Source organism: Anaerolineales bacterium, assembly GCA_030583885.1.
GTDB lineage: Bacteria > Chloroflexota > Anaerolineae > Anaerolineales > Villigracilaceae > Villigracilis.
Window position 1 is genome coordinate 4,359,849 of the sequence record CP129480.1, and the last position, 20,111, is coordinate 4,379,959.

Sequence of the window (20,111 nt, forward strand, 5' to 3'; positions counted from 1 at the left end):
CCATCTCAGAATATTTATGTATTGAAGGATGCCTGTGTTGTTGCCTGAAATAGATACGTGCGACTTTTGCAATCAGGTAAAATTCCCATATCAAAAATGAATTTTCAACCTGGAGGCAGGATGACTGATGCGATTGAATTCAACAAGGTTTTGAAAGAATGGTCAGAGCGGTTTATCAGCCGTTCCATGCGCAATTACATGCGCTTTGTCAAAGCATCAGGATTGTCCCTGTCTCATTTCAGTATCCTGATGCACCTCTATTATCGCGGCCCAAACGATATTTCAGAAATGGGTGGTCATCTGGATATCTCCGTGGCGGCAGCCAGTCAGTTAATAAATAGGTTGGTGGACAAACAATTGGTTGATAGGGCGGAATCCCCCCAGGATAGAAGGGTCAGACAATTAACGCTAACCGCCAAAGGGCGCACCCTGATTGAAAAGGCTATTGAGTTCCGCAACCAATGGATTGAAAGATTGCCCCTGACGCTTTCCGAAAAGCAACTGGAGACAATCTCCGCATCATTAAGGGATTTGGTAACAGCGGAGCACAACCTGGACAGCCAATAGAATCATATCTCCTGCTCCATAATGGAGCAGGAGACGCAAGCCTAATAAGTCAACCCATGTCCAAATGGGAACAACGGATTCTCAGAGTCATACGGCACATCTTCTTTTTGTCTTCGCACAGCCTCCATTGATGCAGGTAATTCAAAGGGGAGTTTCCCTTGAGGCACAAATTTGCCAAAAATTACATCCAGCACTGCCCTGTCGTTTGCGCCAAAGTTCGCCAGTAAGGCAACACTTTGTTCTGCAATCTCAGGGATAACCGACGGACGTTCCAGATAAATATCAACAATCGTGGGGACGCGGCTCATTACGTCTAAAATATGTTCCTTCTCCCTACCTTGGAAATCCAGATCCCCGGCATGGAAATAACTTTCCAATAAACCTTTGCGTTTCTCATACGGAGCATTCAGGCGTAGGATGGCAATATCTGCATTAGCCAGATTATTGACCACCCGTCCATACCGGCTGGCGGTTTCAGGATTAATATTCTCAACATAAATCTTCAACTCACCCTTGAGCGGAAGAATTCCTTCCTCATTTTTCAACAAGACGATGGACTTGCGCTGGGCGAGTTCCCCTACCTTGCGAAATTCGGGGTTGCCAACGGTTTGTTCAGCGATATCAGGATCAACGTAAGGGTTGTCGAATAATCCCAGGCGGAATTTATCTCGCAGCAGGCGGCGAACGGATTGGTCAAGGCGCTCCTCCTTGACCCTGCCACTGCGAACCAGTTCCACAATGACTTTGGGACACGCTTCTCCTCCGAACTGATCCACACCCGCCTCAATCGCCTTTTGAATGCGCCCAGCCGCCGAGAGATGCTCCACCCCCCAGGCTTTGGCAGGAATAATTTCGCGCCCCATCACCTTGACCGGGTTGATGAGCATCCAATCGGTGCAGACCACGCCATCGAAACCATATTTCTCACGTAGTAAGCCGGCAATAACATCTTTGTTAAAACCGAAACCAACTTTCTCAAACGGAAGACCAACCGGCATCCCATAGTAGGGCATGATTTGTGCTGTGCCAGCCTTGAAGGCCGCTTCAAACGGTTTTAAGTGGTATTCAAATCGATTACCCGGATAGACCTGTTCCTTGCCGTAAGGGAAATGCGCATCCTCGCCATCCTTCTGCGGACCCGCGCCCGGGAAGTGCTTGGTCATACAGGCAACGCTTTGCGCTCCCAATTGCTCGCCCTGAAAGCCGCGGATGTAAGCGGCAATCATCTCGGACGCAAGGTTGGCATCTTCGCCAAACGTGCCGTTTGCCCGACCCCAGCGCGGGTCCGTTGCGAGGTCTGCCATTGGGTGCAGGGCCAGGCGAATACCGACTGCCAGGTATTCCTGCCGGGCGATATCGGCGAATTGTTGAACCAATTCAACATCGCGGGCAGCGGCAAGTCCAATCTGCTCAGGGAATTGAGAGAACTTGCCCGCCATCATGCTCGTCGCCGGATTCTGAGTGAAAGCATGGCGGGGATCGGAGGAAATCGTGATGGGGATGCCTAAGCGGGTTTGCTCCGCCAACTTCTGAATACGGTTATACCATTCTGCCATCTGGCGCGGCTCAGCAGTTCGGAGCACGTTGAAGTGATTCATGAGCCGACTGGCGATCAGGTCGGATGACTGCGGCATGGGAATGATGCCGCCTTTCTCCTGCAAAGTGCCGTCATTATTCATGCCGATCATGGTTTGGAACATGATGCCCGCTTTTTCTTCCAGAGTCATCTGTGTCAGAAGATCTTCCACCCGATCTTCAATGGGACGGCGCGGGTCTTCGTAGGGATCAAGCTTTCCGTTCTTGTTCAAATCCCGGAATACGATCCCGTCTTCTCGCAGGAGAGGAGCTTCTCCTCCCAGGAGGGATAGGTTATGTTGGGTGTTAATCTCTGGTTGGATTTCCCGCCTGTAATATACAATATAGACGAGAACAAAAAGCCCGGCGAGTATGATTAATATTTTCATTAACACCTTCTGTTTTTAATATAAAACTAACAGCGAATAATATCATTTTCTATAACGGGATTCTGGTTTCGCATTCCGAGCATATGCTATATTGCGGGAATACCCATCTTGCCCAGCCATCCAGCAGCGCATTTCCTGTAAAAAAGCCAGGGGTGGTTGAGTTCCTTCCCCACAAAAGAAACCAGACTGTCACCTTCCGACATTTTTCACAATAGTGATCAAAACTATTTGAGCAATTCAATGCCTTTGATGCCCACATATCATTAGAAGGTTTTCCGGGCATTATCGTTTTACCCGCAGATACAACTTTCCCTTTATTATGTATGATCATTTTGTGCTCCCTGTGAGCCGATAATATCCTCCAGCCACCTGAGTTGACCTTGAAAGCGATAAAGATAATACTGAAGTAAGAGTTGGCGGGTTTTTTCCCTTTTATCCAATAAAGCCTGCGTCTTTTTTATCCTGCTAATCATTTTATTTACAAACACTCGACGCCTGTTGATAATCTGACGTTGTTTACTTTTTTCCAGGACGTCAAGCGCGTTCACGACCAGTGTGAAGTCTCGTTGTTGTTCCATTAAACTATTGATTTCGATGAGGAGGTAATCCCTCAAAAACTGGCGGCCTGCTTCCGTAATATGATAGATACGTTTGAGATCGCCTGGATTGCGAATCCATTTGATCAGACCCTGACGTTGCAGGCGTTGTATTTCGCGATAAATTCCTTCAGAATTAACTTCTGCCCACTCCAAATTAGATGTGAATTTTCGGTATTCGGACAACTGCTGGGATGTCATCGCCACATGGCTCAGACATCCCAAGATATACAAGGCTTCGTTTGAGATGGGTGTGTACATTACTGTCATCTTTGTATTCCTTGAAAAGCTTTAACAATCGCTGGCAGAACAGTCGCCACATCCGCATGGATAATGACATCAGCAACCTGGTCTAGCAAAGTGGGCGATTGGTTGACGATAACCAGATTTAAGCCTCTCAAATATGCGTTATCAACCAGTGTCGAAGAAGGCCCTCCTGCCAGGGATGTTCCGGCAACCAACAAAATGTCAGAACGACGGATTGCCTGTTGGGCTGCCAGCATTGCCCGAACTGGCAGTTGTTCCCCAGTCAGGATGACGTTTGGCTTCATTGCTCCCCCGCATTCTTTGCAGCGCGGAACGATGCCATCGGATAAAAATTGATCCAGTAGAGGACGAAATGGCTTGACGTTGTAACACTGTATACATGTGGCTTCAGCCAATGAGCCGTGAACTTCGATGACGTTTTTCGAACCGGCCCGCTGGTGCAGCATGTCAGCGTTTTGGGTAATGACAGCCTGAATGATTCCCCTGGCTTCCAGTTCAGCCAAAGCGTAGTGGGCGGCATTTGGTTCGGCAGTGATCATATCCTGGAAGAGAGGCTTCATGCGCTCGTAGAAGGTCCGAGGGTCGCGTCCGAATGCCTGAATGGTGCCAGCCTGCGTCTCGTCCGCTCCGGCAGCCTCCAGGCACGCCCACAGACCTGTCTTCGGACTGCGGAAATCGGGAATGCCGGACGGCGTGGATATTCCCGCGCCTGTGAAGGCGACCGCCGCCCGGCTTTCTGCAAGTAGTTTCGTTGCGTTCTGGATTAGGGAGGCTTCCGCCATCACACTCCTGGTACAGGGTAAAAGCCCAACCCCAGGGTTCCCGGCCCGGCGTGCGTGCCGATCACCGGCCCGGCTTCGGCAATCACCAGTTCTGCGCAATTGAATTTCGCCTTGACCTGTTCCCCAAGTTCACGCGCTTCCACGTCTGCCTCACAATGCAGAACGGCGAAATGGGCTTCTGATGCACCGACTTTTTCTTCCACCAATTCCAGAAGGCGGGCAATCGCGCGCTTGCGCGTACGCACACGTTCCAACGGCTCGATGCGTCCATTCTTGATATAAAGAATGGGTTTGATGCTCAATGCCGATCCCAGGAAAGCCGTTGCGCCGCCAATGCGACCACCCTTTTGCAGGTATTCAAGCGTTTCGACAGTGAAGATCACGTTCATAGACTGCTTGATTTTCTCCAATAGTTGGACGACCTGCTGCGCGTCCTGTCCCTGTGCGGCGGCGCGCGCGGCGGCAATCGCCATCATCCCCAAACCAAGTGTGACGGACTCGGAATCCACTACGTGGACGGGAACGGTCTTGAACTGCTCCTGCGCCATTAACGCGGACTGGAGCGTGGCGCTCATGTGATGGGAAATGACCACCGTCACAATCTCATCCACATCTTCCGCCAGTTTGGTGTAGATGTCAATGAAATCCTGAGCAGTAGGCTGGGCGGTAGTGGGCAGTTTCTTGTTGGCGCGCAGCAGGCGGTAGAATTCCGCCGCATCCAGATTGACGCCAGACAGATAGGTCTCTCCGTTGAATGTCACATAAACAGGCGCGACATCCAGACCATATTCCTTTCCCATAGCGGGGGTTAGGGAAGATGCCCCATCGGTGACAATTGCGACTTTTTGCTTTTTCATGTTTATTTCTCCTTTGGTGAAGTGATATCAATTTTTACGCTTGGCGCGCCAGCCGATGCCGCGCTCAGCGCCTTCGAGCAAGCGGCGGATATTCGGACGCAAAGCCCAGAGCAGGAAAACCTCGGCAATCAGGCAATAGATTGCGTATGGCCATGGGGAGAGTCCCTGCCAGGCTCGTACTGCAAATAGGAGGGCCGCAATGAGAGGGACTGTCATCGTCGTTACAGAGGCATACCCCACGCCAAAATAGATCAATACAATGAACGGGAGCAAGACCAGGACACTACCCGGCCATAAACCCAGCGCGCCGCCCAATGCGGGCGCGCCTCCTGCGCCGCCGCGTAAACGCCATCGCCCATTTTCGCCGCGTTCAGCAAGGAAAATGGAGTAGTTATGGCCCAAAATGGCCATCACAGGCGCAAGGATTTCCATCCAGGCGTTATCTGGAAAAAGCCAGCGAGCCAGCCAGACTGCGCCGGCCCCCTTAAGCACATCCAGGAGCAGCGTCAAGATCGCGATCGCAGGACCTGCGGCGCGCAGCGCGTTCGTCGTTCCCGTCCGTCCGCTTCCGATCCGACGAACATCCTCGCCGGTTGACAGACGGACCAAAAGCAGCCCAAAGGGAATGGAGCCAAGAACATAAGAGACCAGAAAAATGAGAATTGGCATGATCGAGACCTTTACTCCAGCTTCTTTTTGTTTTGAAACCCATACCAGCCATGTCCGTCCAACACAACGGCGTTTACACGTCCCTCGATCTCGCGCGGGTCGGCTTCGGTGCCGGGCAGGTCGTAATGAATGGGCAGGATGTAACGTGCGCCGAAGCGGTTTGCCATTTTGATCAGAGTCTCCTTATAGCGTTTGGGGCCAAAGGGCGTGGTGCGCCAGGGCAGGCACAGAATATCGGGGTGAATGGAAAGTGGCGCTTCGTGCGCGTCGCCAATATGCAACAAGTCTGCTTCATCCTGAACAAGGAAGGAAAGCGGCGTACCGCCGGGGTCGGGCCGCCGCCATCGAAATAGCATATAGAAAAATGTGTAAAGCGGTTGGTTCACCATGCTGTAACCCGCAAGGATTTGGATATTTGCAACCTGCTCACCCGGCGTGACTGGATGCAATCGTTCACGCGGGACCCCGAGGTGGGCCGCGATCTCACAGACATCCGCAGAGGCAAGGACGATTGCATTCGGAACATCAGCCACACGTCCAATATGGTCTTTGTGAGCGTGGGTAATGCAGACGTATTCCACACTCGGTTCAGGGTCGCGGGTGAAGTCGGGATCTATCAATATGTGATGCTTGCCGGTAATTTCAACGCAGGAATGACCAAGATAACGAATTTTCAAAACAGCCTCCATAAAGTGAATTGGCGAAATTTTTCTGCTCTTTTTTAAACGGGTGAAACAATACCGATGAATTATTTAACGCGCCGCCATAACAACACGCTTGCAATCAAAGCCAGCGCCGCGCCAAACAGGAAGGGAGCCGAGGGACCGAACCCCAGCCATTGACCAAATCCCTGCCATAAAAGTCCCGCAAGAAACGAGGCGGGGAGAGCGGTAATTCCAATCGCGGCGTTAAAGAGTCCATAGGCGGCGCCGCGCTGCGCTTCTGGCACAAGGTCGGCGACGAACGCTTTAGCAACGCCTTCTGTGGCAGCGTAGTAAATTCCATACAGTCCGAACATCAACCAGATTTGCCAGCCCGCCCGTGCGAACGCGAATCCCAGATAGACCAGCCCATACACAAGCCAGCCAGCGACGATCAATTTGCGCCGTCCCACTATATCGGAGAGCGCGCCGAACCTGCTGGATAAAATCGTATAGATTGCGGTGAATGTCATCAACATGAATAATGTTTGCAGCACATTCAAGCCGCGTTCCTGCGCGCGTAAAATAATAAATGAATCGGATGAATTCCCAAGCGTGAAGATGACCACAATAAAGAGGAAATTCTTGAAACGGGAATCGAACTCCTTAAAGGAGAAACGCTTCGCGCCTGACCTGCCGCCTGCTCCTCCCAAATCTTTTGCGCCCACCCCTAAAACAATGACCGCCAACACGGCGGGAATGACGCTTGCCAACACCGCAGTTTGAAATGTAGCTCGCGTAATCTGCAATGATCCTGCCTGTGTCAACCAAACGATGAGCGCGGCAATGGCAATGCCTATAAATGCGCCCGCCGTATCCCCCGCTCGATGAAACCCAAAGGCATATCCGCGATTGCTCTCATCCGTACTGGCGGCTACGAGCGCGTCGCGCGGCGCGGCGCGAATGCCCTTGCCTACGCGGTCCGCAAACCGCACGCCCATCACCCATCCCCATGTGTTTGCAAAATAGAGGAACGGTTTGGCAAGGGCGGAGATGGCATACCCGATCACCGCCAGCCACTTGCGCTGACCCAGCCTATCGGACAGCGCGCCTGAATACACCTTGAGCAAACTGGCGGTTGTCTCCGCAACCCCGTCAATCAAACCAATGAACGCCATGCGCACACCCAATACATTGGAAAGAAACAACGGAATGAGATAGACAATCATCTCCGAAGAGATGTCCATGAGAAGAGATGTCGCGGTGACAATCCAAATATTAGGATGTAACTTGCGGAGTTTATTACTCTGTTCCATGAGTTATCTCTACGTGCGCTGGTTTGCCCATACGCCATACAAAAAATGCCAACAGCGCAAGCCCAACCACATAAACAATCCAGTTAAACTCGGAGGGGCGCAATTGGCTGAGTGTTTGCGTATCAGCAGGCAGGGCGGCAAGAGCGTCTGCCATGAAGGTATACAGTACGGTCAGTATGCCGCCAGCCAGAGTAGCCCAATCCATGAATGACGGGAGGAGACGCAGTCCATGTTCATCTTTAATGACCGCCAGCGCGCCAACAATGACCATCAGCAGGGCAATCAAAACAGGCGCAAGCACCGGTCCCCACCACGGCAGCGGCAACAGGAATAGAAGGTCGGGGTCAAATACTGTTTGCGGCCAGCCGATGAAAACCCTGAGCCAGATGTAATAGAAGATGTCCCACACGCCAAAGGCGAAGACGGAAAATCCCAAGCGTGATTGAAATCTCGTTCCCGCCGCCCAACCCACCGTCAGCAGCATGACCAGCGTCGCCAGTTCCCTGCCCAGTTCGATTGCCCCGATTTGCGGGTCGAACGGCGGGACGCTGAGAATGAGGTCGCTGATGCCGTAGAGTTTCCGCAGATAGACGACCACCGCCGATTCCAGGTAAGCCATGGCGACGGCAAACAGTCCAACCCACCAAAGACTTTTTGATTGCATCCCTTCACTACCCATTATCATTCCGGCTGTTCTGATGCCATGCGCGCTGACTGACAATAATCCCCCCTACTTTATGTGGATACTTGGCAGTGATGCCGCTATAAAATTCACGAATTACCTTCATATCCGCCTCAATATTGCCCGTGGTATGCATCACCGGACCCAAACCGCCAACTTTACGCGCGTAATCCAAGTAGCCAAATACAATAGGCACTTGCGCAAGATTGGCAATGTAGTAAAAGCCTGTCCTCCAATGTCCGGATTGACTGCGCGTCCCTTCCGGTGCAATGCCCATTACAATTTGCTCACGTTCCCGTATCGTTTGTGCTGTTTGTTGCACTACATTGTAGCGAGAACTACGGTCAATTGGGATGCCTCCAAGCCGTTTGAAAACGCCTCCAATTGGCCAGGGGAATAGCTCCTTCTTGCCAAACCAGTTAATTTTGAGCCCCAATCCATACATAACTGCCAGGATAAAAGGTAGATCCCAGTTGGAGGTGTGCGGCGCAAGGACCAAAACAAATTTCGGTAGATCTGGCACACTACCTGCCACTTTCCAGCCTGTTACTGCTAGAAAAAGTATGCCCAGTAATGTTTGTATTTTGCGGATTCGAGGAGGGCCAATACCAGATTCGTTCATGCTCTTCTTCACACTTAACTAATCCCTATCTTCCTTCGTCGCAACAGAGATTTTCAGACTGCATGTTTATTTCTCCGTTCCACGGATTTCCATCGCCTCATCCGCGGACCTTGAGCCTGTACCCAGTCCAGTGAACAACTGCGGAGCCTCGACAAAAATCCCGTCGCCGCTAACCGCCAGTGTTTCGTCTGCGAGACGGATTTCACCAACCGCTGTGACCTTTTTCCCGTTCCGCTCGTTGACCCGCGCTGTAACCTTGAAAGGCTGACCCAGCGGCACGGGTTTACGATAGGAGATGTTGAGATTGACCGACGCCACCCGATACCCAGCCAGCCAGACTGCCGCGCCCATGGCTTCATCCAGCAAAGCGGCGGAGGCGCCGCCGTGCGCGAAACCGGGCGGGCCCTGTTGGGCGTCGTTCAGGGTGACTTCGGCAAAGATGGAGTTGTCATCCAGCGCGTACCAGACCACCCCCATTCCTGGCGAATTCGGGGAGCCGCAAACAAAGCAGGAACCATGTTTAGGAAGGGACTGCATTAATCATTACCTCGAAGAATTTTTGTATATGCAGTGCGTTTCGATGATCTATATCAAGTCGCGCTACCGGATAATATTTCTTGTTTTTGAAAGATCTGGCAGGACATTGGCCTGATTTCAACTGTATTGACCAATCACAAAGATCACGTTGGCGGGTATGCCTGGGTTGAGTTTCAAGTCAGCATTGGACTACGACGGGCGTAGACGATTACGAATGTAAAGAACGATGATGTCGACTGCAATGGCGAGCAATGAGCGCAGGAACAGGAACCCGCGATGGATACGCCGAATAAAACGGGGCAGGCGAAAGGGGAAAAGCGAGCGAGGCGGGGAAGCCATAACGTTATTCGCGATCAAATGCTATTTGGTATTTGTAAACGTCACGTCTGCGGGCATGCCGGGTTTGAGTTTCAGATCGGGGTTTGGCACGCTGATCTTGATACCATACACCGTTGCGCGGCGCCCTTCGACGGTCTGCACGTTGCGCGGGGTAAATTCGGCTTTGTCGGATATGTTCACAACCGTGCCAATGAAGGTCTCACCTGGAAAGGAATCAACTGAGATGGATACCTGATCGCCGAGGCGGACTTTGCCGTACTCGGTTTCGGGGATATAAACCACCAGTTCCACTTCCTGGAGATGACCAATGCTCATCACGATACCACCAGGTGCGACAGTTTCGCCTATCTCCAGGTTGCGAATCAGGACGACACCATCCATCGGGGCGCGAATGATGGTTTTCTCAATTTGAACGTCAAGCGTGGCAAGCGCGGCTTGCGCCTGCGCCAGCGCGGCTTCGGCTTGCTGCACACCGGCTTCGGCGGCTTTGACCTGCAAAGACTGGTCACCGCTGAGGAACGAGTTGTAATAGTCCAATGCGCGGTCATAGCGTTCCTGAGCAACCTTGACGCGAGCGCGGGCTTCAAGCACATCTTTGGCTCCCTGCGTCGTCAACAAACGGGTATAGTCAGTTTGAGCAGACTTTAATTCATTCTCCGCCGCGTCATATTGATCCTGGGCGAAGTTTTGCAAATCCTCATTTTCCTGCGCGCTATTCGCCTGGCTGAGAACTTGATCTGCGACGACAAAAGCGGCCTGGGCGTCTGACACGCGCTTTTCAGCGTTCAAAAACTCCTGGGAGGCTACATTTGTTAGCACTTTTTCAAGATTGGCTTTTTCTTTGTCTAAGCCAGTCTTTGCGGCATCTATTTCAAGGTTGGCTGACGCCAATTTTTCTTCTTTGTCGAAATACCAGACAGGCAAGTCGAATTGACTCGGCTGTGAAGCGTTCCAGTTGGAAACGCGGTTTTGTTGATCTTGCAGGCGGGCGTTGTTTAGAACCAGGTCATATTGCGCTTTCGCGCTGCTGACGGCAGATTCTGCCAGTTGAATGGCCGCTTCGGCTTGGGCGCGCTGGGCTTTGAATAGGCTGTCGTCCAGGCGGAATAATTCATCGCCCGCATTTACCTGCGTGCCTTCCTCCACGCTGACCGAAACAACCTGGCCGCCAATCTGCGGCGCGACATTGACTTCAAGCGAGGCAATCGTGCCGGAGGCGTTCAAGTCAGTTGTATCGGCACTGACCAACGTTCCGCAGGCGCTCAACGCCATGCTGAGAATGACCATCAGAGAAACGAACACAAAAGTTTGCTTTTTCATCTTTGAACTCCAATTTAGAGAATTTTTTATCAGACAACCAGATTACAGACGTTTATGGAACATGAACACGCTGGCGAAGAACACAACCACGCTGAACACTGCCATCGGCCAGACCCAGACCCACAGCGTAGCCAGCCCCACGCCTTTTAGCATGATGCCGCGCACAATTTCCAGGAAGTAAGTGACAGGCATCAGGTAGCCGGCGTAATAAGCCACCCAGGGCATGTTATCGCGCGGGTAGAGCAAACCTGCCAGCAGGAAGGATGGCATCATGATGAATGAAGACATATACATGGCTTGCATCTGGGTTTGTGAAATAGTCGAGATCAGCACGCCCAACCCCAACGAGCCGAGCAGGAAGATCAGGCTTAGGATAGCCAGCAGCGTAAGGCTGCCTGCCACTTCCACCCCGAATAAGAACGCGCCCACTCCCACCGTCATGGCGACGTTCAGGAAAGCCACCAGCACGAAAGGCAGAATCTTGCCGAGCATTAATTCCCAGGAACGAACGGGCGTCACGATTAACTGCTCCAGCGTGCCTTGCTCGCGTTCGCGCACGATGGCAAATGCGGTCAGTAACAGGGTTTGGATTTGCAAAATAACCGCCACCAGGCCGGGGATCATAAAGTTCATCTTGCGCAGATTTGGGTTGTATAAATAACGGATGCGCGTGTCAATCGGCAGGCTGATCGTCAAGCCCGCGCCGCCGCGTTCCAGGCGTTGGACGAGTATCTCCTGTGAAGTAGCCTGGCTGACGGTCTCCGCCGCCAGTTGCGCGGTCTGCGCCACCGTCGGGTTGGAACCGTCAATGTAAAACTGCACCGTTCCCGACCCGCCCGTGCTGATCCTGCGCCCGAAATCCTCCGGGATATAAATGCCGGCCTTGACGGTTCCAGCATCCAGCATTTCGAGAATCTCCGCCTCGCTTTGGGCGGTGTGCGTCACTAGGTAAAACCCGCTCACGGTGAATTTTTCCACCAGCGCGCGGCTGGCATCGGTGTGCGATAAATCAGCCACCGCCAGCGGAAGATCCTCCACGTCATTAGCGACCGCATATCCCAGCAACACGAGCATCATCACAGGCATGAAAATGACCAGTCCCAACGTGCGCGGGTCGCGGATGATATGCAGCCATTCTTTGCGAACCATCGTCGCCATGCGGCGAAAACCTTGTCCCATATAAAACTCCTTATTCAATGTCATCCCGCATTTGCGGGCGATCTTCATCTTCCACCAGGGAAACGAACACATCCTCCAGCGAAGGCAGGACGCGCTCGATCCGTTTCACGGCAATGCCATTCGACTGTAAGGCTTTCTCCAGCTCCCGTTTTTCTTTTTCAGCGCCCACCAATACGTGCAGGAGGACGCCATGCACCGCCACATCATGCGCAAAAGGCAGGCCTTTCAGGATTTCCTCGGCGCGTCCGGGTTCACGGCAGTCTATTTCAAATAACGTGCCGCGCATATTTTCCTTGAGCGTATCGGGGTCATCCAGGGCGATTAGTCGCGAGCGATACATCATCCCGATCACATTGCAAAATTCGGCTTCATCCATGTAATGGGTGGTCGCCAGTACGCTCACACCCTGCCCAGCCAGGTTATAGATCATGTCCCAGAACTCGCGCCGCGAGACCGGGTCTACCCCGGCAGTAGGCTCATCCAAAAAGAGCATCGGCGGCTCATGGACAATGGCGCAAGCCAGCGCCAGCCTTTGCCTCCACGCGCCCGAAAGACTGGCAGTCAACTGCTTTTCATGTCCGCGCAGTCCCGCCATCTCGATCAATTCGTTCAGACGCGAAGTGAACTTCTCACGTGGTACGCAGTACAAATTGGCGTAAAAATCCAGGTTCTCATACACAGTCAGGTCGTTGTACAGCGAAAACTTCTGCGACATGTAACCAATGCGTTGCTTGACCTCTTCAGTCTGGCGAGCGACATCAAACCCCATCACCCGCGCCTCGCCCGATGTGGGCGTAAGAATTCCGCATAACATGCGGATGGTGGTTGTCTTGCCCGCGCCATTTGGCCCAAGCAAGCCAAAAATTTCTCCCTTGGGAATTTCAAAACTAACGTGATCCGCGGCGGTAAAATCACCGAACTTTCGCGTTAGTTGAATGACCTCAACGGCTTTTTCTGCGCTCACGATTGCGCCTCCTGTTTTTCAACCAGGTGGATAAAGACATCCTCCATCAAAAGACTTGCTTCACGCAGGATGCTGATCTCCGCCCCGTCTTTTTTTAGTTCCGCTTCGATTCGGGGCATGACTTTAGCCGGGTCGCTGACCGAAAGGCGCAGGCGGTCGCCGACAGCGCGCCAACGGATCACCCCTTCCGTCCGATCTGCCACTGCGCGCAGTGCTCGTCGAGGCTTGGCTTTGACCTCCACGATGCGGAAAGGCAACTGCGCTTCCAATTCGGCTGGCGCGCCGCTGATCAAAACGCGCCCCCGATTAATGATGCTGACCGTATTGCAACGTTCCGCCTCATCCATATATGGCGTGCTGACTAACACTGTCACGCCCTGCTGGATGACTTTTGAAAGCAGCCGCCACAACTCACGCCGTGAGACAGGGTCCACGCCAGTGGTTGGCTCGTCCAACAGCAATATCTTGGGGTCGTGAATCAGGGCGCAAGCCAATGCCAGTTTCTTGCGCATCCCACCGGAGAGATTCTCACTGCGCCGCATCGTAAATTCCGTCAGGCGCGCGAACTCCAGCAATTCATCAATGCGAGTCTTTTGTTTTTGGGCAGACACGCCATTGATGTCGGCAAAGAATTTTAGGTTTTCCATCACGGTCAAGTCGGGATACAAACTAAAGGCTTGCGGCATGTACCCTAACAAAGCCCGCACATCTTCGGATTGTTTCATTACGTCAAAACCCGCCAGTCGAGCGGAACCGGATGTCGGTTCCATCACGGTGGACAGAATGCGGAGGAGTGTGGTTTTTCCCGCACCGTCGGGACCGACCAGTCCATACAGTTGACCGGATTCGACAGTCAGGTCAATCGTATCAATAGCCGGACGGTCCTCTTTTTTTTGCCCTGGATAACGTTTTATAAGTTGAAGAGATTCAATCGCTATACTCATGTCGCCTTTCCAAAAAGACCAAAGAATTAGGCAAAAGTTTTATGCCTTGAAAATTGGAGCAAATACATCTTTCATACTGTCACCCAACCGGCGGCACAGGCGCGGTTCCATATCCATGACAAGAGACTGGTAACGACGGATGTGCTCCAGAAAGAGTTTATTCCATTCCACATCACTATTACTTTCATTTGCCAGTAATCCCAGTGTAAAACCGCCCAACAGCATCAGACCCGAGCGGGTAACCGTGCCCTTCCACTCAATAATCTGAGGCAGGTGTTCAGCCAGAACCCGACGTCCCGTTCCTTTGCCAAGCCGCAGGATAACGATGGTCATGACTTCAATGCAATAGCGAAGAACATCTGGAACATCCGGCGGCACTCGCGCCAGTATTTCCTCTGCCAAAACATGGTCATTAAATCCTCCCCCTCGAATCTTCTCCATGATTTGTGTCTTGATATTTTCCCAGTTGCCTTGGTCAGCATCTCCAGCCAATTCAATGAACAACTGGTGGGCGCGCTCCGTTGGCAGAAAAACCACTTCGGAGCGCCCAACCACCGGTTTATCAGAATCGAGGCGGTATTGGGAAGTCACCAAACCTTTTTCTTCGAGCAGGCGCAGCATGTCGTATGCTGTGAATGGACTGACCCCAATTCTTTCGGCAAGCGCCGAATAATGAATCGGACCATTCAATTCGCGATATAGGTCAAGCAAGCGGTGAACGAAAGTTTCCTGACGGCGGGTGAGTTTCATGGTTATTTTTTCCAAAAAGACCAAAAAGCAGGCAGGATTTTACTCTCTCAAAATGAATACGTCAAGGTGAAATGGATGCGTGATGAAAGTTTGGTGGTGATGTGTTATCCACACGCTCAAGTGCATGGGACAAAAAGCACAAGTACGCCTAGACTCTGCGCTGATTCGATAATCAGCCGTGAACTCCCCACAACTGCCGTGTCAGTTCGAAAATTTCCTCCCGCTGGTGCGGGGAAAGATCAATACGCGGCGAGTTCAGGCGCGAGGTATTACGATTTTCCACAATGAGCAATTTAGCGTCCGCGCTCTGGACGTGCGCGTGCCAGGCGCGGCGCCGCACGTTGTAGAGTTTGAACGGCTCCAGGTTGTGCGCAAACACCCACGTGACTGAATCGTCGCCCTCTCCGAGAAACAGAATACAGCGTCCGCTTAACAACACGAATACCTCATCGCTTTCGTTATGGCGCTGGAATTCGACAAGCTGCTGGGGGGTCAAGTCGGGAGCAAAACTTAGGATCGCGACGCGCCAGCAATCAGAATCTATCAGCGGCTGGAAGCCAGGCTTCTGCGTTTCATGGATTTCAAGTAGGGAGGTTGGAATGGAATTATTCATGGTTTTCAATGTTTCTCTTTTTTTCTTGACAGGGTACAGAAATTATGATAATTTAATGACAACGTTGTCAGTAAACGTTGTCATTCATATTGTAACAAGTATCCATAGGTGTGCCAATGGTAACAATCAAAGATGTAGCTAGGCTTTCGGGCGTTTCCATCAAGACGGTTTCCAGAGTGGTAAATAACCTGGCAGAAATCTCTCCCGAAACCCGGAAAAAAGTCCAACAGGCAATTTTAGAGTTAGGCTATCAGCCGAATACAACCGCGCGCAATCTGGTCAACGGGCAAACCAACACGGTTGGCGTGATCATTCCCCACTCTGCAGATTACATTTTTACGCACCCATTCTTTACACAAGTATTGCAAGGCATTGCCGAAGAGCTCAGTGCGAACAATTTTAATTTGCTCCTCCATCTTGCCCACGATAAAGCGCCGTACGCAAGCCTATACTCTCAGCGAAAAGTGGATGGGCTGATTCTGATGAGCATCCCGATCGGGGACCCCAATCTTCAGGGGCTGGAGGAGAATGGTGTGCCCTGCGTTTGTACCTGCCGCATTTCTGAGACGAACAATTCGACCAGTTGGGTGGATGCGGATTTTGCAGGCGGCGTCGAACAGGCGATCGAACATTTAATCTCGCTTAGGCATCGCCGCATCGCGCTTCTGGCAGGACCAATGAGTCTGGTCTCTGTGCGCTTACGCGCGCTGGGATACCGTAATGCGCTGCAAAAACACGGACTTCCTGCGGCAGACGGGTATATCCTGGAAGGAGATTTCACTTCGGAATCGGGGCATGCGCTGGCAGCCAAAGCCATGAAAGACCCCAATCCCCCCAGCGCCCTCATCTGTGGCGACGATATGATGGCGTTTGGCGCGATGCAGGCTTTGAAGGAACTGGGGTATGGCGTGCCTGAAGATGTTTCCGTCATTGGGTTCGACGATATCAGCCTGGCGCGCTTTTCCAGCCCGCCGCTGACAACGATTCGGCAGGATACCTACGAAAAAGGACGAAAGGCCGCCGAGACTCTACTGGCTTTCATGCGAGACAAGCAAAACGCGACCCCAAGGCAAATTATGTTGGAGACATCCCTCATTACCAGGAACTCCACGGCGTCTGCGAAAAATTGATCAACCGCGCGTTCGAGAAAGGAGGCTTTCCCAAGCCGAATGTTATAAGTCGTGTTCCCGCTTCACAATAATTTCAAACTAAAAGGAGAGAATCCCATGAACGTCCATTTGATGAAAAAGGCGCAAGGCGGTCTTTTTTTGACCCTTAGCCTGCTGGTTGTTTTCTCGTTCCTGCTTGCCGCTTGCGGACCCGCTGCAACGACAGAAGCGCCGGCGCCCACCCAGGCGGCAACCGAAGAATCTCCCACAGAGGCTGCGGCTCCCACCGCGACGGAAGAGCCCAAGCCCCTGCCCCCCATTACCATCCTCATCAACGAATCACCCTGGCTGGCGGGCTTCGAAGCGCTGGTCAACAAATATGTGGAAGAGACCGGCAACCAAGTCAATTTGAACCGCACACCTTTCCCCGGCATGTTGGAGAAGTCGCGCAACGCGGTGCAAGCCTCGGAGAGCGAGTTCGACATCCTCACGTTGAACGAGCAGTGGTACATGCAGTTCTATGCCGACGGGCTGGTGACACCCATCAAGGAAATTGACCCGAACTTCGAACTCGACCCGCAGGTCATCGAATACGAGTGGGCCACCCGCTGGGATCCAGAATTAGGCTATTCTTCTGAGAACGGCGAGATCTACGGCCTGCCAATCAACGGTAATATTATGCTCTTCTTCTACCGTAAGGACCTGTTTGAGGCAAGGGGACTTGCCGCTCCGCAGACCTGGGCAGATGTGGAAGCCGCAGCAGAGGCTCTTCAGGACGCCCCCAATATGTACGGCTATGTCATTCGCACCAACCCGCCCAACTGGGAGTTCCAAGGTTTCCTGGCTGGCTATGGTGGCAAATTGATCACATTGGACGAGAAAACCGGCGAATGGGAAGTCACTATTAACCAAGAAGCTGGACAGAAAGCGTTGGCTACCTGGTTGAAACTGGGAACAACATACGGGCCGCCTAACTATGCTGACATTGGTCAGCCAGATATGGCCAGCTTGATGATGGCTGGTAATGCGGCGCAATTTGTCCTGGTGGGCGCCTCTGCCTCTGATTTTGACAACGCAGAGAAATCTTTCGTCGTAGGCAATGTAGGCGCAACCGTTTTACCCGGCGAGATGGCTGGCTCAAACGCTACCATGTCCGGTATCTGGGTGATGGGTGTTCCACACAACCTGCCTGATGAACGCAAACAAGCCGCACTTGCCTTCCTGAACTGGGCATTGACCAAGGATGCGCAGTTGTTCTACGCGCAGGCTGGCGCCATTCCGGTGCGCCAGGACGTGTACGAGGAAATGTCAAGCGACCCAACGCGGGGCTGGTGGATGAAAGCCATGGCAGACAGCACGCCCTTCATCCATGCCCAGCCGCGCCTGGCCGAGACGCCCCAGATCATTGAGGTTGTTGACCGCCGCCTAAAGCAGGCGGTGGCTGGCGAAATCACGGCGGAACAGGCCCTTGCGGAAGCCGCAAAGGAAATTCACAAAATCCTGACGGACGCGGGTTACAAGGTCAAGCCGCTGGCTGAGTAGTTGCAAAGGGGGGGATGGACAAACCATCCGTCCCCCCTCTTTTTATCATTTTGGAGAACTCATGCAGTCTTCCCTCGATTCCTCCCACCCCCAAAAACCGCCGAATCTGCCTCTGCGCCTGGGCAATTTTGTAGACCGCACCTTTCAGTATTGGACTGTCGCGCCGCTGGTTATAGTCCTACTCCTGCTGGTGGCATATCCCACCCTTCAACTACTCCGCATGAGCGTTTCGGAGGTGGATATTGTCAAAGGGGAGGTGGTGTGGGAAGTTGTCGGCTTGAAACACCTGGAAACGGCGTTGCAAGACCAGCTCGTGCCGATAGCGTTGCGGAATACCCTCGTCTTTGTCGTAGCGGTGGTTGTCATCGAGACGTTTCTGGCGTTGGTCATTTCCATCCTGGTTAGCCGCAGCAAACATCTGGTTGGTTTATATCGTACCGTGCTGCTTATCCCGCTGTTGGTTCCGCCCATCGCCATCGGCACCATGTGGCGGCTGATGTATGACTACAATTACGGCTTTATTAACCAGGCGTTGAAATTATTTGGCGTTATCGCCGTCCCCACATGGACCGCTGACCCGCAACTGGCAATGCCTTCTGTGGTTCTGGTGGATTTATGGCACTGGACCAGTTTTATGTTCCTCATTCTTCTGGCGGGGTTGGAATCCATGCCGCAGGAGGTTAACGAAGCCGCGCGCGTGGACGGCGCCTCCGAATTTCAGATCCTGCGCTACATCACCCTTCCGCTCCTGCGCCCGACCCTGATTACGGCAATCATGCTGCGAACCATTTTTGCCTTTAAGGTCTTCGATGAAATTTTCCTGTTGACCGGCGGCGGACCTGGCACCGCGACCGAGGTCATCAGTTTATACATCTACGATGTATTTTCGGGTCAGTTCAGATTGGGGTACGCCTCTTTCCTGGCATTGGGGCTGTCTGTCATTATCTCGGTCTTTGTCATTTCCTATCGGCGTCTCGGACGACGCGCCGCATAAACCATGAGGAAACATTCATCCATGAAAAAATTTTCAATGGAACCATTTTTTCGGCATGGCTTTCTGATGCTGGTGGTCGCCTTCACCCTGATCCCGATTTTTTTTACACTGGCGACCTCGCTTAAATTGTTTCGCGACATTATCTCCGGTTCACTGTGGTTTACGCCCACACTGGTCAACTACCAGAGGTTATTCGATCCCGCCCAAAGTAATTTTTTGCGTCTGACTGCCAACAGCCTGATCATCGCTACTGGAACAATGGCCATTGTGTTGGTGATTGCCAGCCTGGCGGCGTACAGCCTGAGCCGTTTCCCCTGGCGTCCCTTGTGGAGCGGACTCCTGCTTGGAACCATTCTGTTCATTCACATGCTTCCGCCAGTTACGTTCCTCGGTCCGTTTTATTTGATCGCCCGTTCCCTCAATATTTATGATACGGTACTGGCGGTTATGATGGGACAAATTGTTTTGAACCTGCCCACCGCCACCTGGATTTTGCTGGACTTCTTCGCGGATATCCCCAAAGAATTGGAGGAAGCCGCCATGGTGGACGGCGCCAACCGCTTCCAATCCCTGACCCAGGTGCTGATCCCGATTATTCAGCCGGGGATTGCCGCTGCGGGTGCGCTGGCGTTCATCTTCTCCTGGCGCGATTTTCTCTTTGCGCTCACGTTGACCAGCACGCCGCGCGGCATGACCATCCCGGTCGGTATCGCCGGCTTTGTGACCGAATACAGCATCCGCTACGGAGAAATGGCAGCCGGCGCATTCTTCGCCATGGTCCCCGCCCTGCTGATGGTGGCTTTTGCCCAGCGTTATATCATCAAAGGACTTACCCTCGGTGCCTTGAAAGGGTAATT

General features: G+C 52.6%; 21 protein-coding genes. 5 read left to right on the plus strand and 16 right to left on the minus strand.

The features are described 5' to 3' along the window. The first annotated feature begins 120 nt into the window (after window positions 1-120). Window positions 121-567, plus strand: coding sequence for a MarR family transcriptional regulator (locus QY332_21870; protein ID WKZ36260.1), 447 nt, complete (start codon window positions 121-123; stop codon window positions 565-567). Between the two features lie 41 nt (window positions 568-608). Here the strand turns inward: QY332_21870 and QY332_21875 are convergent, their stop codons facing one another. The 16 genes from QY332_21875 to QY332_21950 all read right to left on the minus strand — a co-directional run bounded on the left by QY332_21875 (window position 609) and on the right by QY332_21950 (window position 15,609). Further along, window positions 609-2,531 (minus strand): glycoside hydrolase family 3 N-terminal domain-containing protein, encoded by a 1,923-nt coding sequence (locus QY332_21875; protein WKZ36261.1) that lies wholly within the window; start codon window positions 2,529-2,531, stop codon window positions 609-611. 317 nt (window positions 2,532-2,848) lie between these two features. Then, window positions 2,849-3,388: a helix-turn-helix transcriptional regulator gene (locus QY332_21880; GenBank protein WKZ36262.1), complete on the minus strand. Its 540-nt coding sequence runs from the start codon at window positions 3,386-3,388 to the stop codon at window positions 2,849-2,851. A 5-nt stretch (window positions 3,389-3,393) separates the two neighbouring features. After that, window positions 3,394-4,176, minus strand: a complete 783-nt coding sequence (locus QY332_21885) for an NAD-dependent protein deacylase (GenBank protein WKZ36263.1) — start codon at window positions 4,174-4,176, stop codon at window positions 3,394-3,396. Further along, the gene (locus QY332_21890; protein WKZ36264.1) at window positions 4,176-5,033 is read right to left on the minus strand and encodes a DegV family protein; all 858 of its coding nucleotides are present in this window, start codon (window positions 5,031-5,033) and stop codon (window positions 4,176-4,178) included. Before QY332_21890 ends, QY332_21885 begins: the two co-directional genes overlap by 1 nt. Before the next feature lie 27 nt (window positions 5,034-5,060). After that, window positions 5,061-5,702 carry a glycerol-3-phosphate acyltransferase gene (locus QY332_21895; protein WKZ36265.1) on the minus strand — a complete coding sequence of 214 codons (642 nt, stop codon included), beginning with the start codon at window positions 5,700-5,702 and terminating at the stop codon, window positions 5,061-5,063. An 11-nt stretch (window positions 5,703-5,713) separates the two neighbouring features. Then, window positions 5,714-6,379, minus strand: coding sequence for an MBL fold metallo-hydrolase (locus QY332_21900; GenBank protein WKZ36266.1), 666 nt, complete (start codon window positions 6,377-6,379; stop codon window positions 5,714-5,716). Between the two features lie 71 nt (window positions 6,380-6,450). Further along, the gene (locus QY332_21905) at window positions 6,451-7,590 is read right to left on the minus strand and encodes an MFS transporter (protein WKZ36267.1); all 1,140 of its coding nucleotides are present in this window, start codon (window positions 7,588-7,590) and stop codon (window positions 6,451-6,453) included. A gap of 55 nt (window positions 7,591-7,645) precedes the next feature. Then, window positions 7,646-8,323 carry a hypothetical protein gene (locus QY332_21910; protein WKZ36268.1) on the minus strand — a complete coding sequence of 226 codons (678 nt, stop codon included), beginning with the start codon at window positions 8,321-8,323 and terminating at the stop codon, window positions 7,646-7,648. A 7-nt stretch (window positions 8,324-8,330) separates the two neighbouring features. Then, window positions 8,331-8,963: a lysophospholipid acyltransferase family protein gene (locus QY332_21915; protein ID WKZ36269.1), complete on the minus strand. Its 633-nt coding sequence runs from the start codon at window positions 8,961-8,963 to the stop codon at window positions 8,331-8,333. A gap of 66 nt (window positions 8,964-9,029) precedes the next feature. Further along, window positions 9,030-9,500 (minus strand): PaaI family thioesterase, encoded by a 471-nt coding sequence (locus tag QY332_21920; protein WKZ36270.1) that lies wholly within the window; start codon window positions 9,498-9,500, stop codon window positions 9,030-9,032. Window positions 9,501-9,860: 360 nt separating this feature from the next. Beyond that, a complete protein-coding gene (locus tag QY332_21925; GenBank protein ID WKZ36271.1) occupies window positions 9,861-11,159 on the minus strand; it encodes an efflux RND transporter periplasmic adaptor subunit in 1,299 nt (432 codons plus the stop codon). A 42-nt stretch (window positions 11,160-11,201) separates the two neighbouring features. After that, window positions 11,202-12,338 carry an ABC transporter permease gene (locus QY332_21930; protein WKZ36272.1) on the minus strand — a complete coding sequence of 379 codons (1,137 nt, stop codon included), beginning with the start codon at window positions 12,336-12,338 and terminating at the stop codon, window positions 11,202-11,204. Between the two features lie 10 nt (window positions 12,339-12,348). Further along, window positions 12,349-13,302, minus strand: a complete 954-nt coding sequence (locus QY332_21935) for an ABC transporter ATP-binding protein (GenBank protein WKZ36273.1) — start codon at window positions 13,300-13,302, stop codon at window positions 12,349-12,351. Further along, window positions 13,299-14,246, minus strand: coding sequence for an ABC transporter ATP-binding protein (locus QY332_21940; GenBank protein WKZ36274.1), 948 nt, complete (start codon window positions 14,244-14,246; stop codon window positions 13,299-13,301). The genes QY332_21935 and QY332_21940 overlap by 4 nt, the downstream gene beginning before the upstream one ends. 39 nt (window positions 14,247-14,285) lie before the next feature. After that, complete coding sequence (locus QY332_21945; protein WKZ36275.1) at window positions 14,286-14,996, minus strand: hypothetical protein; 711 nt, start codon at window positions 14,994-14,996, stop codon at window positions 14,286-14,288. A 172-nt stretch (window positions 14,997-15,168) separates the two neighbouring features. Beyond that, a complete protein-coding gene (locus QY332_21950; GenBank protein ID WKZ36276.1) occupies window positions 15,169-15,609 on the minus strand; it encodes a hypothetical protein in 441 nt (146 codons plus the stop codon). Window positions 15,610-15,725: 116 nt separating this feature from the next. On the opposite strand from QY332_21950, the gene QY332_21955 reads away from it, so the two are divergent. The 4 genes from QY332_21955 (at window position 15,726) to QY332_21970 (ending at window position 20,109) form a co-directional block, all read left to right on the plus strand. Continuing rightward, complete coding sequence (locus QY332_21955; GenBank protein WKZ36277.1) at window positions 15,726-16,739, plus strand: LacI family DNA-binding transcriptional regulator; 1,014 nt, start codon at window positions 15,726-15,728, stop codon at window positions 16,737-16,739. Between the two features lie 96 nt (window positions 16,740-16,835). Beyond that, on the plus strand, window positions 16,836-18,260 hold the full coding sequence (locus QY332_21960; GenBank protein WKZ36278.1) for an extracellular solute-binding protein: 1,425 nt from the start codon (window positions 16,836-16,838) through the stop codon (window positions 18,258-18,260). A 61-nt stretch (window positions 18,261-18,321) separates the two neighbouring features. Beyond that, complete coding sequence (locus tag QY332_21965; GenBank protein ID WKZ36279.1) at window positions 18,322-19,254, plus strand: sugar ABC transporter permease; 933 nt, start codon at window positions 18,322-18,324, stop codon at window positions 19,252-19,254. A gap of 21 nt (window positions 19,255-19,275) precedes the next feature. Further along, window positions 19,276-20,109, plus strand: coding sequence for a carbohydrate ABC transporter permease (locus QY332_21970; GenBank protein WKZ36280.1), 834 nt, complete (start codon window positions 19,276-19,278; stop codon window positions 20,107-20,109). The last annotated feature ends 2 nt before the right edge of the window (window positions 20,110-20,111 follow it).

Coding starts and splice junctions, on each gene's coding strand:
- QY332_21870 (WKZ36260.1), top strand. CDS start 121: ATGACTGATGCGATTGAATTCAACAAGGTTTTGAAAGAATGGTCAGAG.
- QY332_21875 (WKZ36261.1), bottom strand. CDS start 2,531: ATGAAAATATTAATCATACTCGCCGGGCTTTTTGTTCTCGTCTATATT.
- QY332_21880 (WKZ36262.1), bottom strand. CDS start 3,388: ATGTACACACCCATCTCAAACGAAGCCTTGTATATCTTGGGATGTCTG.
- QY332_21885 (WKZ36263.1), bottom strand. CDS start 4,176: ATGGCGGAAGCCTCCCTAATCCAGAACGCAACGAAACTACTTGCAGAA.
- QY332_21890 (WKZ36264.1), bottom strand. CDS start 5,033: ATGAAAAAGCAAAAAGTCGCAATTGTCACCGATGGGGCATCTTCCCTA.
- QY332_21895 (WKZ36265.1), bottom strand. CDS start 5,702: ATGCCAATTCTCATTTTTCTGGTCTCTTATGTTCTTGGCTCCATTCCC.
- QY332_21905 (WKZ36267.1), bottom strand. CDS start 7,590: ATGGACATCTCTTCGGAGATGATTGTCTATCTCATTCCGTTGTTTCTT.
- QY332_21910 (WKZ36268.1), bottom strand. CDS start 8,323: ATGCAATCAAAAAGTCTTTGGTGGGTTGGACTGTTTGCCGTCGCCATG.
- QY332_21915 (WKZ36269.1), bottom strand. CDS start 8,963: ATGAACGAATCTGGTATTGGCCCTCCTCGAATCCGCAAAATACAAACA.
- QY332_21920 (WKZ36270.1), bottom strand. CDS start 9,500: ATGCAGTCCCTTCCTAAACATGGTTCCTGCTTTGTTTGCGGCTCCCCG.
- QY332_21925 (WKZ36271.1), bottom strand. CDS start 11,159: ATGAAAAAGCAAACTTTTGTGTTCGTTTCTCTGATGGTCATTCTCAGC.
- QY332_21930 (WKZ36272.1), bottom strand. CDS start 12,338: ATGGGACAAGGTTTTCGCCGCATGGCGACGATGGTTCGCAAAGAATGG.
- QY332_21940 (WKZ36274.1), bottom strand. CDS start 14,246: ATGAGTATAGCGATTGAATCTCTTCAACTTATAAAACGTTATCCAGGG.
- QY332_21945 (WKZ36275.1), bottom strand. CDS start 14,996: ATGAAACTCACCCGCCGTCAGGAAACTTTCGTTCACCGCTTGCTTGAC.
- QY332_21950 (WKZ36276.1), bottom strand. CDS start 15,609: ATGAATAATTCCATTCCAACCTCCCTACTTGAAATCCATGAAACGCAG.
- QY332_21955 (WKZ36277.1), top strand. CDS start 15,726: ATGGTAACAATCAAAGATGTAGCTAGGCTTTCGGGCGTTTCCATCAAG.
- QY332_21960 (WKZ36278.1), top strand. CDS start 16,836: ATGAACGTCCATTTGATGAAAAAGGCGCAAGGCGGTCTTTTTTTGACC.
- QY332_21965 (WKZ36279.1), top strand. CDS start 18,322: ATGCAGTCTTCCCTCGATTCCTCCCACCCCCAAAAACCGCCGAATCTG.
- QY332_21970 (WKZ36280.1), top strand. CDS start 19,276: ATGAAAAAATTTTCAATGGAACCATTTTTTCGGCATGGCTTTCTGATG.